Genomic DNA, 16,531 nt, shown 5'->3' with positions numbered 1-16,531 from the left:
TCTAACCCAAAATCTTCCATTGACCTTCTATCTTTTGTAGCTGGTAGGTCAGTGGTGCAGGTTCGCTCTGTCCTTTTAGCATCAGCTCGCCAGTGATGGTGGCACGAGTTTTGTCATTATTGTATTTGGTATCAGTAATCGTAACGCCATCTACCGTTTGCTGAAACGCAGACTGGGTATTGGCAAGCTCTTCTTCGAAGTTTGCCATATCAACTTGGTAATATGACGCCGCATCCTTCACGTCACCATAATATAAGCTGTTTAGTGCTTGCTTGACAGTATCCTCTGGCGTACCGGCTTGAGTTGGATTGGTCACTAGGCTTTTCTGTTTGGTCGCATCGGTGACTGGATTAATATTGTCACTCTCAATCGCTGTCTTATCTTCATCGCTATCTGTCATTTCGCCTGTTTCGCTAGCACTGTCATCGGTCATTGCTTGGTCAGTTGTATCATTGTCTAATGTGAGGTCTTCTGAGGTATCAACAGTCGCTGCCACATCTTCATTATCGGTAGCAGTTTCAGCCGACTCATTATTGCTACAACCGCTAATAAGGAGTCCAGTGCTTAGTACACCAGTTGCTAGCAGAATTGGTAAGCGCTGAAAGATTGGCTGTTTCGTTGTCATATCAAACCTCAAATGTCATTTATTCATTAATGATCTATTATGACAATTATTAGCAGCACGCATTGTCATTTCTCATAACAGGCTTGTTTTGGTTTCGTAAGCCCGTCATGAGTTTGCTTATACTTTATCCTAACCGTGCTTTAGCTGACGCGGACGGAAACCAGTCGCTAGCAATACCACACCGTAAACCAGCGCTCCGACGGCACACATAATAATCAGCGCGACGATACGTTGCCACTGAGCCTCATCGGTAGGAAAATAAGGTAGCATAAAATAAAGCACGCCAATCATAGAGCCAGTCGAGATAACAAACTGCGTAAATAATTTTTTCCAATGCGGACCGAAACGGAAAATATCACGCTTATGTAAGAAGTAATATAGCAAGCCTGCGTTTACAAAAGCCGCGCCAGTCGTAGCCAATGCCAGACCACCATGTAGCGGTATCTCTAAGAAGTAAAATATCCCGATAAAAATAACACTAAAGATCATATTGGCGATGACAGAAATGATACCGATTTTTACAGGGGTTCTGGTGTCTTGACGCGCAAAAAATGCAGGGGCAAAAATCTTAATAAGCATAAACCCTAAGATACCACCCGCCATACTACGTAGGGCCAGTGAGCTCATCTGGGCGTCACGTAAGGTAAACTCACCGCGTAAGAACAGCGCTTGCATCAATACATCTGCCAGTACAAATAGGGCAGCTGAGGCGGGGACCCCGACCAAGATGATAAGACGTGCTGCCCAGTCGATGGTCTTTTTGAAACTGACATCGTCCTTTTGAGCTTCGCTTTTTGATAGGCTTGGTAATATGACGGTACCAATCGCCACACCAATCAGACCCAACGGCAGCTCGCTCATACGTTCAGCTGCATAGAGCCAAGAGACGGAACCGCCAATCATCAATGAGGCAAAAATGGTGTTCAACAGTAAATTAATCTGAGTAACAGAAACACCAAAGATAGCAGGTAACATCAGTTTCAAAATTCGACGAACGCCTTCGTGCTGAAAATCAATCTTTGGTGCGACAAGCAGCTTTTGTTGCCAGAGCTGCGGCAGTTGAATCAAAAACTGTAGCAAACCTGCGATAGCAACGGCATAGCCAAGGGCCATAATAGGCGTATCAAACATCGGCGCAAAAATCAGTGCGCCACCAATCATACACAGGTTCAACAGTACAGGTGCAAAAGCGGGTGCGGCAAAACGACCGTAGCTTTGCAAAATGCCACTCGCAAAAGCTGTCATAGAGATAAATAGCAAATACGGAAAGGTAAGACGCAATAATTCAGCAGTGATGGCAAACTTATCAGGCTGATCGGCAAACCCAGGGGCAAACAACGTTACCACCCAGGGTGCGATTAAGATAACCACCACTGTCAGCATCGATAATACTAGCAATAATGCACCCGAGGTTCGACTGACTAAAATCTGTACTTGTTGCAAGCTGTACTTTTCTTTGTATTCGGAGAGTACCGGCACGAAAGCTTGGCTAAACGCGCCTTCTGCAAACAATCGTCGTAAGAAGTTTGGGATTTTGAAGGCGACCAAAAAGGCATCCATCAAACCACCTGCACCAAAAACCCCTAGCAATACAACATCACGTACCAAACCTAAAATACGCGATAACATGGTCATACTGCTGACCACCATGGTTGAACGAAATAACCGACTTTTTGCCATGAGAACCTATCTTGCTAAGTTGTATATTGAGTTATGTGCCGATGTGATATGGATGAAAAACTGACGAATTATATCACTTTCACCATTGAGATAAATGGATTGAGTGTGGAAATAAGTCCTTCTGTTATTATGAACAGTCACTACTGTACAAATATTAATTACTACTAGTTATTTTCCGACATATTATTCTAAGGTTAATTTGATGGAATCATCTATTCAAGCAGTACACTCAATGTCTAAAGTTGCTTTAAAAACTTTCGATCATCTGCACACTGCACATATGAACAGACAAAAAAAGCGTTTAGGAGAGTTCGTACAATATTTCGAAACTCGTTATGAAGTGATGAATTATGAAGATAAACAAAAACTAAATAAATTTATTGAAAGCGAAGCAGGTGAAAGTCTCCTCGCAGACTATGCCGATTCAATATTAAAAGTATCTAGTGATAGAGTAATGATGGCAATGGCTTTATTATTCTGTAATGGTGCAGACTTTTCGGACGTAGAAAAGTCAAGCTTTATTAAGGCTTCGAAAAACCTTGATGACGATCTAATTAATTTCTATACGTTAGCTCATAATAGAAAGAAAATTGAGCGTGACAATATTCCTTATTCACGTTGTACAGTTTCAAATGTAGATTGCGAGGATTTTACTAGTAGAGGTTGGGATAAAGAGACCATAGCAGTTTATATTTATGAGCTAATACAAATGAGGCTACTATTGCCAGATCCTTCATCTCATGGATCCTATGCTGGGGCTGATAATTCTTGGTCAATTCATTACGGTATTAGCACTAGAACACAGAAAATAGTGAATTTACTTGTAAAGTCTCAAGCGTTATTAATTGACTCTAAATCATAGTTATTTTTGAAATACCTTCACGCAACCTTGCCCATTCAAAAAAATTACCAGGGTCAGTCTTACGCCCAGGCGCGATATCGCTATGGCCCGTCAAGTGGCGACGTGTTTTGGGGTAGGCCTTATAGATGGCGACAATTACGCCGGCTAGCTTCTCATATTGAGCAGAGGTGAAGGACACAAAATCCGACCCTTCAAGCTCGATGCCAATGCTATAATCATTACATTCAGGTCGACCCAAGTAGCTAGACCGCCCAGCATGCCACGCCCGTTCGTTGAAATTGACAAACTGAGTGATAGCGCCATCACGTTCGATAAATAGGTGCGCTGATACTTCCGCGCCTTTAATTGTTTGAAAATAAGGATGAGCATCCCAGTCTAATTGATTGGTAAATAATGCTTTCACATAATGTCTGCCATTAGCGTCGCAGGCACCAAATTCATTCGGTGGTAGGCTGATATTGTGTACGACGATTGCGTCAATGCTCAAACCTTTTGGCCTTACATTGTAATTGGGTGAGGCTAGCCAAGTAGCTGTTGATAGTAGACCGTCTTCGATGGTCATTGGCGACGCAGATGATAAGTGTGGCAATGATGCAGGCATAATGCTCTCTTTTTATACTAGTATTGATAATGGTGTGATAGACAATCTATCTAATTAGCTAAACGATAGTGGGCTATATGTTTGGTTTTTTGGAATAGAAACTTTAATAACGCTGATAGCGTATGAATAATAACGTGCGAGATTTTACCTCATGTCTATAAAACTGACGTCCATACCTATCGATTGTACGCTAATGACTATTAGCCTGCGAGCACGTCTACCATTAGCTATAGCAGGGTTGCTGCTCTCGGCTCAAACACAGGCATTTCTACCAACGCCGTTGTCCGTCCTTGAATTAGATACATTGTCACCTGACACATCTAGCACCGCACCTACTTATTCTAATTCAGATGTATTAGCTGAGTCGGACAATATTAATAGTGCTGAACCTAATATTCAAAATAGTACTTTATCTGAATCAAGCGTAGCGACAGATCAGCTGCTATCGACATGGCGTCAGCAAGTAAAAACAGACAAGTTGGCACAGCATACAACATGGCGACGCTTGTTGTATTTTTACGATGATAAAAACAGTGTATTGGGTAAAAAGAAAACCGAAAGTTTGGTTGACGACCCGAGCTTTTTTCTAAGTAAAAATGGTCAACGAGATTCAGGTGCAGAGTTAAATGCGATGCTCGTTGCACTTGCACAAGAGTTGGCGTTATCATCAGCAACTGATAACGACCAAGCCAAAACTGATGCCAATAATAATTCTGTCTTATGTCGTTTTCCAGCGCGAGTGGCATGGCTAGCAGAGGTGCTAGCGATCGATGCTACAAGTCTATCTGCTGACTGTCCAGAATTGGATGAATGGATGTCGACATTGGCGCCTGAGCAGCTATCTATCATGTTTGCGCAGGAGTACTTGGACAATCCGCTCTCTGCATTTGCTCATACGCTGTTACGCATTGACTCAAAAGCAAGCATCGCTGATCCAAACCAAATTGATAAGGCTTATGGGCTGAACTATACGGTAGACGGTGATCCAAACGACAGTTTTCCAGTCTATGCTACCAAGTCAATGATTGGTAGCTACAACAGCGCTATCGAAATTGACCCATATCCAGAGATGCTAGCGAAATATCTGCAAGATGATGAACGTGATACGTGGACATATCAGTTGAGTCTGACGCCCGCAGAAGTGCAGCAGATTATGCACCACGTTTGGGAAACCAAAGCATTAAAGATGCCGTATTACTTCACCACGGACAATTGTGCTTCTGAGATTCTGCGTCTTATTGATGTGGTCCGTCCGCAGCAAAACTTACTGAGCCAATTGTCTTACGCAGTCGTGCCTTCTGATGTGATTCAGCTATTAAATGATGAGCAGTTGCTGGCAAATACCACTTATACGCCCGCTGATAATACCTTACGTCAAGCTCAGCTCAATGATAAAAAACAACAGCGCGCGCAGTTGGGCTATCATAATAGTGCCAAACAAACCGTGAATGAGATCAAGTCTGCGCAGCTCAACCCTGTATCTAGCATGTCAGCTGATGGGCAAACACTACTCAAGCGTCAAATCGACGTATCGGATAATAATCCGATAGACAGGCATCCGCTACAATTGGGCACCATAGGTATAGGGCAGCGTGGTGACGATGACTATATGGATATTGGGTTTCGAGCGGGGTTTCATGATACGCTTGACTACGCCTCAGGGTATCCACAATTTTTTAACTTAGAAGGGCTAGCTGCGACATTACGACTGTATGACACAGATGATAATAAGTCCAATCAGCCAGACAATGTGGTCTTGCAAAACGTCACTTTGATTCGTGGCCGCTCTTTTAACCCTGTCAATGCAGCCAAAAAAGGCAATACTTGGGGTGCCAGTATTGAGGCGACGCGAGTAAATGATGGATCGCAAGAGGCAGGTACGGATCATTTGGTCGGTAGCATGGGTTACGAGAAAGGCTGGTCATGGGCATTTGGTACACCAGCCTCAAATACTGGTGAGATGCCGCCGCAACTGTGCTATACGTTTTTGGCAGGTACAGGGCAAGTAGGACGCGGTATCAATAAAGGCTTTCGTCTAGGCGCAGGCATCAATGCTGGCTGTCGCTATCAGATTAACAATCAGTTACGCGCGCAAGCTGAATTGCAATTGCCATATTGGTATCATGGCAACAGCGATGAAACCAACGTCCGTGGTCATTATTGGCAACCAATCTCAAGCTTAGGGCTGCAATACGACATTGATAAAAAACAAGCATTACGTATTAATGCAAATTACGAATGGCAAGATCGTATCGATGCCAATGATGATATCCAGCTATCGTACAGACGATACTTTTAGTCACTGATTTAGATATTGGTTTAGACACTGATTTAGCCGTTGATTTAGGCATTAATTTATACAAAATGGCTTCTAAGTGCTGTAATGGTTGTATAAAGAAAGTTGTATAAAGGAAAATATGCTTTATGAGTACGCAAAATTTACTAATTATCGGGCAAGGTGATATCGGCCTGCCAGTTACCAATAAACTCGCCCAAGATGGCTATTGTGTGACTGGGCTGGCTCGTAGTGAGCGTGAATACTATGATTTGGTAGATAGTGCAGATTTTTTGCAGGCTAATGCGTTGACTTTGACTGCTGAGCAGCTACAAGCATTTACTCATATTGCGATTATCGTCACCCCTGACGAGTATTCAACCAGCGGTTATCACGACAGTTATCTAGCGATTAGTCAGCATTTGGCAACGCTTGCTCCACAGCTTACCAAACTTGAGCGTGTGGTATTCATTTCTTCTACTGGTGTCTATGGTCAAGACGATGGTGAGTGGATTGATGAGCATACTGCACCTGTTACGCCAGCGCGCGCTGCGTCAAAGGTCATATTGCAAGCAGAACAAGCGCTGCAACAAGGCTTCGGTGATAAAGCCATTATTATTCGCCCCAGTGGTATCTACGGTCGCGAGCGCTTAATGCGACTACGTAAGGCTCGTGAGTCAAATAAAGATCCAGTGCCAGCTGAGCATTGGAGCAATCGCATTATGGATCGCGACTTGGTCAATATCATCACTAAAGTGTTGACGATAGAGACACCAAAGTCTGTCTATTTAGCGACGGACTATCGACCTGTTACTACGTTTGAGCTAGAGGTTTGGCTTAGTGAGCAGGTTGGCGAGACACCTCCTACTATTGATAATACAAAAACCTCAGTGACAGGAAAACGCTTGCACAGCAACATTCCGTTAGCTTGGCTTGATTATGCTGATTGGCAGACAGGCTACCGAGATATTTTAAACCATCAAGAGTAAGCCTTTAGAGTTAAGCCCTAAAGAGTAAAATAGCACTTGGTATAATCGTTCTTATTTGTTTCATACTTTACAGTCTATGGAGATTTCATGTCCCAGCCTTCTACTTCTGATGACCGTTTGTCTCATGCTAATCTGGCAACAGAGGGCGGGCAGCTGGCAGAAGGTCACGTCCAAAAAAAGGCTGAGCAATCGTCTATATTAGCTGATTCACAGCAGCCTGCGATCGTACATCCTAACTTTGATCCCAAACAGTCTCCTCTTGATCCTGCCAGACCATTAAGTGATATACCTGAGCCTGCTCGTCGCCTAAATGGTCAACTGCGCAGGCTTTATGGTAACTCTACGCGGTTCTATCAGCCCAATGCAGACAGCTTATCGAAGTGGTCGCTGATTGCTTCAGAAGCACTGGCTGAGCATTTATCATTGCTGAATGCGGCCCAGCTTATCGAATTGCCGGATAGCTTTTATCAGAATCATAGTGAGCAGCCACTAATATCGACATTATCGGATATGACGTTGTTAGATATGTCAGATATTCAACAGGCGATTCGCGCTTATCCAAAACTGAACCGTTACGGGTTTTTGCCTATTGATAGCGCTACAGGAGTTGAGTCAAACAACGATTCAGATGATGACTCAAATAATTACAGAAAGGCTGAGAAGCTTGTATTATCTATGCGCGCATTGACCAAACGTTATAATCCGGATGAGCTACTAAACAGTCTGTATGCCGACGATTGGCAAGTGATACTACAACCGCAGCAGTTTGAAACAGGCCAGGGCAGTTTGGCCACGGATATCATGGCATGTAGCGTGGCTGTCCATGCGCTAAAGCAGTGTAGTACCCGTAAGAGTATCAATCATAGTTATAGCGCCGCAGAAATCTGCCAGCATGTGCGTAGCTATTTGCTCAGTCAGATCGTTTGTGAGCCGTCACAGCGCCATGCATATCGTCAGATTCGACTGTTTGCTGGCCATATTATTGTTGCCGCTTATCATTTGGGCTGGGAGATACAAGTCCGAGCAGATGGACAAAGCTATTTTAATATCTCATCGCGTAGTGGTTTGCTGACTCGCTATGCCAATATGCAGGATTATGAGATCAATGGTTGGTCAAGCTGATCAATAATGCGTACAATAATGCAAATTTTTTGCCCCCTCTTTTTGCTGATAGGAATGTCATAATGTCTCATGTAACACGCCCTCAAGACCCTACGTTTTCATCTCATCAATTTATTCAACTGGCTCTAGACAACCAAGTGCTTAAGTTTGGTGAGTTTGTCCTAAAGTCTGGTCGTATCAGTCCATACTTTTTTAATGCAGGTTTGCTTGCGACTGGTGAGATGTTGTCGTTACTAGCACGTGGTTATGCAGATGCCTTAGCTGAACAAATAAGTGCAAATAATGGCGATAATGAGCAAGAGCTGGTCATCTTTGGTGCGGCTTATAAAGGTATTCCTTTTGTCGCAGCGACGGCGCAAGCGTTATGGCTACATCATGGTATTAACGCCAAGTGGGGCTATAACCGTAAAGAAGCCAAAACTCACGGCGAAGGCGGCAATTTGGTCGGTGCTGACGTAAGTGGCAAGGCCGTTTGGGTGCTCGACGATGTCATCACAGCGGGTACAGCCATGCGCGAAGTGGTCGAGATTTTAGAGCAAGCAGGCGCAAGCGTTGCTGGTATTCTCGTCGCACTTGATCGTAAAGAAAAAGGTCAAGCAGAGCACTCTGCTATTCAAGAGCTTGCCGCGACACTAGAAGTGCCCGTACGTGCATTGGTCGATATCGATGATTTGATCAGTTATTTGGCTGATGCCCATGGTGCACAAAACGGCCAGCATAAAGACGCGACCCAGTTAGCCAAAATGCAACACTACCGTGAGCAGTACGGCGTATAGTTGGGCACTGATGTTGTTTAATAGGTGTGTTTCATATTAATAATATAACGTAAGTGAGTCTTATCATGAGCCAACGAAAACAAGAAAAGTCGCTAAAAATACTCGTTATTATGGATCCTATCGAGCGGGTCAATTATAAAAAAGACACCAGTCTCGCTATGATGTGGGCCGCTCAAGACCGTGGCCATCAGCTCGGTTACTGTCAGATTCATGACCTGTGGTTGGACCGTGGTCAGTTGATGGTCGATACGCAGCCACTGACAGTAAAGCGTGATCCTGCAGATTTCTATACATTGGGTGATAAAAGCACAGGGCCAGTCGGCGACTATGACGTGATTTTGATGCGCAAAGATCCGCCGTTTGATATGCGCTTTATTTATGCCACTTATATGCTTGACCATGCCAAAGCAGCAGGCGTGCTCGTGGTCAATGACCCACAAGCGATTCGCGACTGTAATGAGAAGCTATTTGCGACGTGGTTTAGCGATTATATGAGCCCAACGATTGTGACCAGCAAACAAGCACACATTCGTAAGTTCATCGCTGAACAACAAGACGTCATCGTCAAGCCACTAGATGGTATGGGCGGCACTGGCATCTTCCGTTTGACTGCTGATAGCCCAAACATCGGAGTGACGTTAGAGGTACTGACTGAGCTTGAGACTTTGCCTATCATGGCGCAGCGTTATTTGCCAGAAATCAAAGAAGGCGACAAACGCGTATTAATCGTCGATGGAGTCGTGGTAGATTATAGTTTGGCCCGTATTCCAACCAAAGGCGAGACCCGTGGTAATCTAGCAGCTGGTGGTAGCGGTGTTGCCATGCCATTGACTGATATCGAACGCCAAGTAGCAGAAGTTGTGGCACCAATCGTCAAAGAAAAAGGCCTAATGTTCGTTGGTCTAGACTTGATCGGTGGGCGTATCACTGAGATTAACGTTACTAGCCCAACATGCGTACGTGAGATTGATGACCAGTGCGGTACAGATATCGCAACCGACTTTATCATGGCGATTGAGAATAAATTTACTGCGTAGCTTTAGCTATGTTCAGGAACGTTTTGAGTTCAGGAATGTTTTGACTACGTAAAACCCATATTTTGAGGTATTGTTAGTCATTGATTTTTCTTACCATTTATTAGTATTACACGACGCCAAGCTGTGACCAATCATGGCTTGGAGTTTTGTTATTTTTGCTGCATAAAGTACTGTATATAAGACAATGATTTCCTCTATACTATGCGGGCTTTGGCTAGGTCATTATTTTTCATAATTGTTACCGCCGCAGTGAGATAAACCCTTCATATAAATAAAGTAAAGATAGGCAGGCGTTCATGAAAACACCGCACATATTGATGATGGCAGCTGGTACGGGCGGGCATGTTTTTCCAGCGCTTGCAGTGAGCGACGAGCTGACCCAGCGCGGTGCGGTGATTCATTGGTTAGGAACGCCAAACGGTATGGAAAATGGGTTGGTTGAGCCGGCAGGTTATCCCTTTCATGCCATTAATATGCAAGGGCTTCGTGGCAAAGGCGTTGGTCGCCTATTGAAGCTGCCTGTGACTCTGCTATCGGCGACGATGGCAGCCGTAAAAGTGATTCGTAGTAATCAGATTGACGTGGTCATTGGGTTCGGTGGTTATGTGACTGCACCTGGCGGTATCGCTGCGCGCATGACCAACACACCATTGATTATCCATGAGCAAAATGCCATTGCTGGCATGAGCAACCGCTACCTATCTAAACTGTCGACCAAAACATTACAAGCGTTCGAGAATACCTTTGCTAATAGTCAGCAAGATGCCAAGCTTGAGACAGTGGGCAATCCTGTGCGTAACGCCATTACTGGTGTCGCAGAGCCAACGGTACGCTACGATGTAAATGACAGTTCACCGCTTAAGCTGTTGGTAGTAGGTGGTTCACTTGGCGCTCAGGTATTAAATGATACAGTACCAAAAGCGTTAGCATTACTAGATCAACCATTTGAAGTCCTACACCAGTGTGGACGCAACAATGAAGCAGCCACGCAAGCAGCTTATAGCGCACAAAACCTAAACAACCATCAGTTTACTGTACAGCCCTTTATCAATGATATGGCTGCAGCTTATAACTGGGCAGACATCATTGTTTGCCGCGCAGGTGCGTTGACCGTGACCGAAATCCAAAACGTCGGAATTGCCGCTATTTTTGTACCATTGCCACATGCAGTGGATGACCATCAAACAGCTAATGCACGCACGTTGACCTCGCATGATGCGGCAATTCTATTACCGCAGTCAGAGCTAACTGCCAAGAGTCTAAGTGACGAGCTTGGCGTACTCAATCGAGAGAAATGCTTAGCCATGGCAAAAAAAGGCCATGCCTTAGCCAACCGTAGTGCGAGTAAGCAAGTTGCTGATATCATTTGGCAAGCACTATAGTCTGTCATCTATACCCCTTATTCGAATTTACTAAGTTTTATTGACCTTTAATAAAGAGAGATCCTTATGCCTACCTCTGCGAAAGCTCTACCTAAGCGTTTGATTGAAATACCAGAAATGCGCCGTATCCAGCATTTGCATTTCATCGGTATTGGTGGCTCAGGCATGTGCGGTATCGCTGAGGTAATGAACAATCAAGGCTATCAGGTCAGTGGTTCTGACATCGCAGAAAGCTTGGTGACTAAGCGTCTACAGCAGATTGGCATCGAGATATCGATAGGCCATGACTCCAAAAATATCGCCAATGCCGATGTTATCGTTGTTTCTTCAGCGATTGATCGTAGCAATCCTGAAGTAAAAGCAGCGCTTGAAGCTCGTCTGCCGGTGGTACGCCGCGCCGATATGCTTGGTGAGCTAATGCGCTATCGTCATGGCATCGCAGTTGCTGGCGCGCATGGCAAAACGACGACAACCAGTTTGCTCACCACGATGATGGCAGAAGGACAGCTAGATCCTACTTATGTTATCGGCGGTAAGTTAAATGCGTCAGGCAAAAACGCGGCATTGGGTAGCAGCCGTTTCTTAGTAGCAGAAGCTGATGAGTCTGATGCATCATTCTTGTCATTGCATCCGATGGCCGCGATTGTGACCAACATCGACCAAGACCATATGGAAACCTACGAAAACAGCTTTGATAAATTAAAAGCCGCTTATATCCAGTTTCTACAAAATATGCCGTTTTACGGTTTGGCAGTGGTTTGCGGTGATGACCCTGAACTGTATGCAATGATCGATGATATCGGTCGTCCAGTATTGACCTTTGGTCTTGAGCCGTTCAATGATGTACAAGCTGTAGACTTGGTGACAGAAGGAACCAAAACTCACTTTACCGTATTGCGCCGTGACCGTGAGCCATTACGCCTGACGTTGAACATTCCTGGTACACATAACGTTTATAACGCGCTTGCTGCCATCACGATGGCGACTGACGAAGGCGTCGATGATGCAGCGATTGAGCGCGCCCTGCAGAAATTTGAAGGCGTGGGTCGTCGTTTTGAGCAGCATGCCTCTGTCGATATCGATGATGGCAATGTCTTATTAATTGATGATTATGGTCATCATCCAAAAGAAGTTGATGCGACCATTAAAGCCGCTCGTCAAAGCTTCCCTGATCGTCGTTTAGTGATGCTATTTCAGCCGCATCGTTATAGCCGTACCCGTGATTGCTACGACGATTTTGTAGAAGTGCTATCGAGTGTTGATGAGCTATTATTATTAGATGTTTATTCAGCAGGTGAGAACCCGATTACGGGCGCTGATACCAAGTCACTAGCTCGCAGTATCCGTTTACGCGGTGAAGTTGAACCGACTATTATTGATAAAGACAATCTAGCCCCTGTAATGCAACGTTTGTTAAAAGCCAACGATATGCTGATTACCCAAGGCGCTGGTAATGTCGGGCAAATTGCTATCGATTTGGCTGCCAATAACCTTTATATTAAGTAAGCTAAAATTTAGGGACGATCCTCATGACAACTGATAATAAAGACAATAATAGCACTCAAAATGCCGCTATCAATGATACATCTTTGGACACGACGACTCATACAAAAGACGCCAGTCAGTTTGGCAAAGTAGCCGTTATTTATGGTGGCAGTAGTAATGAGCGCAGCGTGTCTCTGGACAGTGGTGCGGCAGTATTACAAGCGCTCCAAAACCAAGGCGTTGATGCCACTCACTTTGATCCAAAGCATCAAGACATCACTGAACTACGCAAATATGACCGCGTGTTTAATGTGTTGCATGGTCGTGGCGGCGAAGATGGCTTGTTGCAAGGCGTATTACAGTGGTTTGATATACCGCAAACTGGTTCAGGGATTCTAGCGTCTGCACTAGGTATGGACAAAGTACGTACCAAGCAACTGTGGCAAGGTTGCGGCCTCTCAACTGCACCATTTTCATTATTGACGGCTGATACTGACTGGCAGCAAGTGGTTAACATGTTAGGTTTGCCACTTATCATTAAACCAGTTCATGAAGGTTCAAGCATTGGCATGACCAAGGTCAACCACCTTGACGAACTGCCTGCTGCTTATGCAACTGCAGTGGAATGTGGTGATGCGGTGATGGCTGAGCGCTGGATTACAGGTCGTGAATTTACGATTGTAATTATCGATGACGAAGCCTATCCAGTTATTCGTCTCGAACCAGCTGATATCACTAATTTCTATGATTTTGAAGCCAAATATAATCGTAACGATACCAGTTACTACATCCCCTGTGGATTGAGCGCTGCTGATGAAAAGCACTTGCAAGACTTAAGCCTTGCAGCATTTCGTGCAGTAGATGCAAAAGGCTGGGGGCGTATCGATGCCATGCAAGACGAAGCAGGCAACTTTTGGTTGCTCGAAATCAATACCGTACCAGGTATGACCAGTCACAGTTTGGTTCCGATGGCGGCCAAAGCTCGGGGACTAGATTTTGATGCACTATGCTGGCATATTTTGGCGCAAACGCTATAACTGTCAAATCAACTAAATTGAGCAGATAGTGATGACTCTTTGTGTCACTAGAGCTGCTATACCACAGCTTCGTGTAAACTTGTGTAAATTCGCTGCTGCTAGTTGGTGTTTGGCTATTGTTTAACCATAAAATACGTTAATATTGTAAGAATAGGTCTATTTCGGCGATATTTATGTTGTTTTGTGAATACAGCTGATAACTTATTCATAATTTAAGAAAAATGTTACGTTTAAATCAACGTAATCGCTGTATATAAGCTATATTTTTAATAAAATTTGATAACATATCGACTTAATAAGCTTCTGCCAAAAATACGCAGATTTATATCAATAAATAGCATGATCAGTTTTATGCAAATATAGGGACAAAGGTCGTTATGGCTCAAACTGTCAACGAGGTAACTGACTTGATGAGTGATAAAGCCGGTCGCCCAAAATCTAAGATCCAAATACCGGCAACGGTAAAGTATCTATTTATGGTACTGGTCTTAGGTTTGCTAGTGCTAATATTAATGATGGGCGGCAAAGCGCTGCGTGATGCACCGCCAGCAAATATTTATGTCAGTAATCAAGGTTTGTCTGCTGCTCAATATCGCTCATTACAAGACGTGATGGAGCAACAGCAAGTAAGTAGCTTTTTTACTTCTGATTTGCAAGCATTGCGAGACATTACGATGGGTTTAGCTTGGGTAGACCAAGTGAGTATCTCTCGTGATTGGCAACGTGGCATCGTCGTCAACGCATTACCCAAGCAAGCAGTTGCTAATTTTGGTACAGAACGTTTGGTCGATGCAAAAGGCGCTGTGTTTGTTCCTGCTGATAGTAGAGATTTAACACAAGAACGTTTTGCGACCTTACAGGGTGAGATGTCTCAAGCGCCAGTTATTATGCAACAAATGCAGCAGGTCAATGATTGGTATGCACCGCTTGGTATGCAGGTCGAAGATATCATTCTGTCACCGAGAATGACTTGGCTAATCCGCTTTGACAATGGATTACGTGTGATTGTAGACAATGAAAATACGGCGCAAAAACTACTGAATTTAAGCCAGCTGCTTGGCAATCAGTTAAGTACGCGTCGAAATGAAATACAGTCTGTAGATTTACGATATAAAAATGGCTTTACCATCGCTTGGAACGTGACACAGAGTGCTGAATCAGAATAGCCTAAGTAAGCACTACATCTATAGATAACCGATGTGGTCTAATACGGTTTATTTAGTTTGAAGAAAATATATACAACATCATAGCGTATTAGTAACGCTTTTTTTAATGATTTAATAGAAGAGCATCACTTGCTCTTCTATTTAGCGATAATTTGTCTGGTACCATGAAAAATAATGAAAATCTGGTTGTTGTCCATCTAAGTGCCACGGCAGTATATGTCGTCATAGGCAATGTTGTCTCTGCAAAAGACATTCGTATTTTGGGCGTAGGACAAGTTAAAAACAGCGATTTTTATCAAGGTCAAATAAAGCATCGTGAACGTCTGCAAGGTGCTATTAAGCAAGCTATTCAAGAAGCAGAAGACACCGCTAACTGCCGTGTGCATAGTGTTTGGTTAACGCTTGCGACCCCTGAGCTATCTAGCAAAAACAGTGCTGGAGAGGTCAAAGTAGAAGATGAAGTTGTACGTGCCAAAGACATGGTACAAGCATTGGCCAATGCAAAGTCGCGTGATTTATCATCTGACTATTATTTGATGCATTGCTGTCAGCAAGGTATTTATGTCGATGAGCAAGACTTTATGGTGGATGATGTCATCGAAATGATGGCACACAATATCACCGTGATGTACCACATGATGATGATGCCTGTTGCCAGCCGTCAGAATATCCAAAAGCTATTGCAAAGTTGTGACGTCGGCATTGATCATATTGTTTTCGATGCAGTGACCAGTGCTGAGTATAGTTTGATGACTGAGGAACGCCAGCAAGGGGTATGCTTGGTCGATATCGGTGCTAGTACGACCAGCATTTGTGTGTATAAAGAGAATAAACTGATTTTTACACATTGTATAGCAACAGGCAGTCATGAAGTGACAATGGATATTTCAGCTGATTTTGGTATTTCCATGATTGAAGCTGAAAAGCTGAAGAAGTCTCATGGTACAGCAGATGTTAATAGTGTCGATCCAAGCGCATTCTTTTTATTCAAGCCTCAAGGATCGGGCGACGAAATCAATATTGGCATCTATAACCTAGCACGCATCATTGAGGCTCGTTACGTTCAGATATTCACTGAAGTAGCGCGTCAATTACACGAAGCAGGTTTGATAGGCTATATCGATAAAGGGATTGTGTTGACTGGCGGCGGTAGTACGATTAAAGGTATGATACCCTTTGCCAAAAAGCTACTAAAAATGCCTGTTGTATTGACCAATACTCATCCTGCTATCAGTGCTTATAATCATTTCGATAATGACGAGTCATTTAAGCTATTAAATAGTCAAGTAAATGATCGTGCTTATCAGACCGCTTTTGGCACATTGCTATATAGTCAGAGTGAGCAATTCCGCCGTAGCGAAAAAAGCGAACCTGAAGCGATTCAAAACAATCGAGTATCAGGCGTGTTTCGGAGTGCGGGTCAACGGTTTGCAAATGTTTTGAAGAAAATATTATAGACTTGTTTAACCTCATATCTAAAGCATCCATACGTTA

General features: G+C 43.9%; 14 protein-coding genes. 11 read left to right on the top strand and 3 right to left on the bottom strand.

All coding sequences use genetic code 11. The annotated features are described in order from the left end of the window. Position 1: 1 nt before the first annotated feature. Together FQV37_RS08570 and murJ are read right to left on the bottom strand one after the other, a co-directional pair. Entirely contained in the window at positions 2-625 is a 624-nt protein-coding gene (locus tag FQV37_RS08570; protein WP_160022353.1) for a nuclear transport factor 2 family protein, read from the bottom strand. 129 nt (positions 626-754) lie between these two features. Next, the gene (gene murJ / locus FQV37_RS08565) at positions 755-2,305 is read right to left on the bottom strand and encodes a murein biosynthesis integral membrane protein MurJ (protein ID WP_160022351.1); all 1,551 of its coding nucleotides are present in this window, start codon (positions 2,303-2,305) and stop codon (positions 755-757) included. A 202-nt stretch (positions 2,306-2,507) separates the two neighbouring features. On the opposite strand from murJ, the gene FQV37_RS08560 reads away from it, so the two are divergent. Then, positions 2,508-3,167: a hypothetical protein gene (locus FQV37_RS08560; protein ID WP_160022349.1), complete on the top strand. Its 660-nt coding sequence runs from the start codon at positions 2,508-2,510 to the stop codon at positions 3,165-3,167. On the opposite strand, the gene ampD is transcribed toward FQV37_RS08560, so the two are convergent. After that, a complete protein-coding gene (gene ampD, locus FQV37_RS08555; protein ID WP_160022347.1) occupies positions 3,157-3,768 on the bottom strand; it encodes a 1,6-anhydro-N-acetylmuramyl-L-alanine amidase AmpD in 612 nt (203 codons plus the stop codon). The genes FQV37_RS08560 and ampD overlap by 11 nt on opposite strands. A 151-nt stretch (positions 3,769-3,919) precedes the next feature. Here ampD and FQV37_RS08550 point away from each other — a divergent pair, with 151 nt between their 5' ends. The 10 genes from FQV37_RS08550 to ftsA all read left to right on the top strand — a co-directional run bounded on the left by FQV37_RS08550 (position 3,920) and on the right by ftsA (position 16,494). Next, the gene (locus FQV37_RS08550) at positions 3,920-6,067 is read left to right on the top strand and encodes an Lnb N-terminal periplasmic domain-containing protein (protein ID WP_160022345.1); all 2,148 of its coding nucleotides are present in this window, start codon (positions 3,920-3,922) and stop codon (positions 6,065-6,067) included. 125 nt (positions 6,068-6,192) lie between these two features. Beyond that, positions 6,193-7,032, top strand: a complete 840-nt coding sequence (locus tag FQV37_RS08545; RefSeq protein ID WP_160022343.1) for an SDR family oxidoreductase — start codon at positions 6,193-6,195, stop codon at positions 7,030-7,032. 87 nt (positions 7,033-7,119) lie between these two features. Beyond that, the gene (locus FQV37_RS08540) at positions 7,120-8,154 is read left to right on the top strand and encodes a hypothetical protein (protein WP_160022341.1); all 1,035 of its coding nucleotides are present in this window, start codon (positions 7,120-7,122) and stop codon (positions 8,152-8,154) included. Positions 8,155-8,216: 62 nt separating this feature from the next. Continuing rightward, the gene (gene pyrE / locus FQV37_RS08535) at positions 8,217-8,930 is read left to right on the top strand and encodes an orotate phosphoribosyltransferase (RefSeq protein ID WP_160022339.1); all 714 of its coding nucleotides are present in this window, start codon (positions 8,217-8,219) and stop codon (positions 8,928-8,930) included. Positions 8,931-8,995: 65 nt separating this feature from the next. After that, positions 8,996-9,967, top strand: a complete 972-nt coding sequence (gshB, locus tag FQV37_RS08530) for a glutathione synthase (protein ID WP_160022337.1) — start codon at positions 8,996-8,998, stop codon at positions 9,965-9,967. 296 nt (positions 9,968-10,263) lie between these two features. Beyond that, entirely contained in the window at positions 10,264-11,349 is a 1,086-nt protein-coding gene (gene murG, locus FQV37_RS08525; RefSeq protein WP_160022335.1) for an undecaprenyldiphospho-muramoylpentapeptide beta-N-acetylglucosaminyltransferase, read from the top strand. Positions 11,350-11,415: 66 nt separating this feature from the next. Then, a complete protein-coding gene (gene murC, locus FQV37_RS08520) occupies positions 11,416-12,855 on the top strand; it encodes a UDP-N-acetylmuramate--L-alanine ligase (RefSeq protein ID WP_160022333.1) in 1,440 nt (479 codons plus the stop codon). 23 nt (positions 12,856-12,878) lie between these two features. Beyond that, on the top strand, positions 12,879-13,871 hold the full coding sequence (locus FQV37_RS08515) for a D-alanine--D-alanine ligase (RefSeq protein ID WP_240990988.1): 993 nt from the start codon (positions 12,879-12,881) through the stop codon (positions 13,869-13,871). Positions 13,872-14,248: 377 nt separating this feature from the next. Beyond that, on the top strand, positions 14,249-15,037 hold the full coding sequence (locus tag FQV37_RS08510; protein ID WP_160022331.1) for a cell division protein FtsQ/DivIB: 789 nt from the start codon (positions 14,249-14,251) through the stop codon (positions 15,035-15,037). Between the two features lie 164 nt (positions 15,038-15,201). Continuing rightward, the gene (ftsA, locus tag FQV37_RS08505; RefSeq protein ID WP_057761435.1) at positions 15,202-16,494 is read left to right on the top strand and encodes a cell division protein FtsA; all 1,293 of its coding nucleotides are present in this window, start codon (positions 15,202-15,204) and stop codon (positions 16,492-16,494) included. Positions 16,495-16,531: the final 37 nt, after the last annotated feature.

It is taken from the genome of Psychrobacter nivimaris, assembly GCF_009812035.1.
GTDB classification, from domain to species: Bacteria; Pseudomonadota; Gammaproteobacteria; order Pseudomonadales; family Moraxellaceae; genus Psychrobacter; species Psychrobacter nivimaris.
Note: the sequence above shows the minus strand (reverse complement) of the source record. Positions and strands in the feature narration are given on the sequence as shown.

What these genes read in the sequence shown, in the direction of transcription:
- FQV37_RS08570 (WP_160022353.1), bottom strand. Translation starts at nt 625, where the DNA reads ATGACAACGAAACAGCCAATCTTTCAGCGCTTACCAATTCTGCTAGCA.
- murJ (WP_160022351.1), bottom strand. Translation starts at nt 2,305, where the DNA reads ATGGCAAAAAGTCGGTTATTTCGTTCAACCATGGTGGTCAGCAGTATG.
- FQV37_RS08560 (WP_160022349.1), top strand. Translation starts at nt 2,508, where the DNA reads ATGGAATCATCTATTCAAGCAGTACACTCAATGTCTAAAGTTGCTTTA.
- ampD (WP_160022347.1), bottom strand. Translation starts at nt 3,768, where the DNA reads ATGCCTGCATCATTGCCACACTTATCATCTGCGTCGCCAATGACCATC.
- FQV37_RS08550 (WP_160022345.1), top strand. Translation starts at nt 3,920, where the DNA reads ATGTCTATAAAACTGACGTCCATACCTATCGATTGTACGCTAATGACT.
- FQV37_RS08545 (WP_160022343.1), top strand. Translation starts at nt 6,193, where the DNA reads ATGAGTACGCAAAATTTACTAATTATCGGGCAAGGTGATATCGGCCTG.
- FQV37_RS08540 (WP_160022341.1), top strand. Translation starts at nt 7,120, where the DNA reads ATGTCCCAGCCTTCTACTTCTGATGACCGTTTGTCTCATGCTAATCTG.
- pyrE (WP_160022339.1), top strand. Translation starts at nt 8,217, where the DNA reads ATGTCTCATGTAACACGCCCTCAAGACCCTACGTTTTCATCTCATCAA.
- gshB (WP_160022337.1), top strand. Translation starts at nt 8,996, where the DNA reads ATGAGCCAACGAAAACAAGAAAAGTCGCTAAAAATACTCGTTATTATG.
- murG (WP_160022335.1), top strand. Translation starts at nt 10,264, where the DNA reads ATGAAAACACCGCACATATTGATGATGGCAGCTGGTACGGGCGGGCAT.
- murC (WP_160022333.1), top strand. Translation starts at nt 11,416, where the DNA reads ATGCCTACCTCTGCGAAAGCTCTACCTAAGCGTTTGATTGAAATACCA.
- FQV37_RS08515 (WP_240990988.1), top strand. Translation starts at nt 12,879, where the DNA reads ATGACAACTGATAATAAAGACAATAATAGCACTCAAAATGCCGCTATC.
- FQV37_RS08510 (WP_160022331.1), top strand. Translation starts at nt 14,249, where the DNA reads ATGGCTCAAACTGTCAACGAGGTAACTGACTTGATGAGTGATAAAGCC.
- ftsA (WP_057761435.1), top strand. Translation starts at nt 15,202, where the DNA reads ATGAAAAATAATGAAAATCTGGTTGTTGTCCATCTAAGTGCCACGGCA.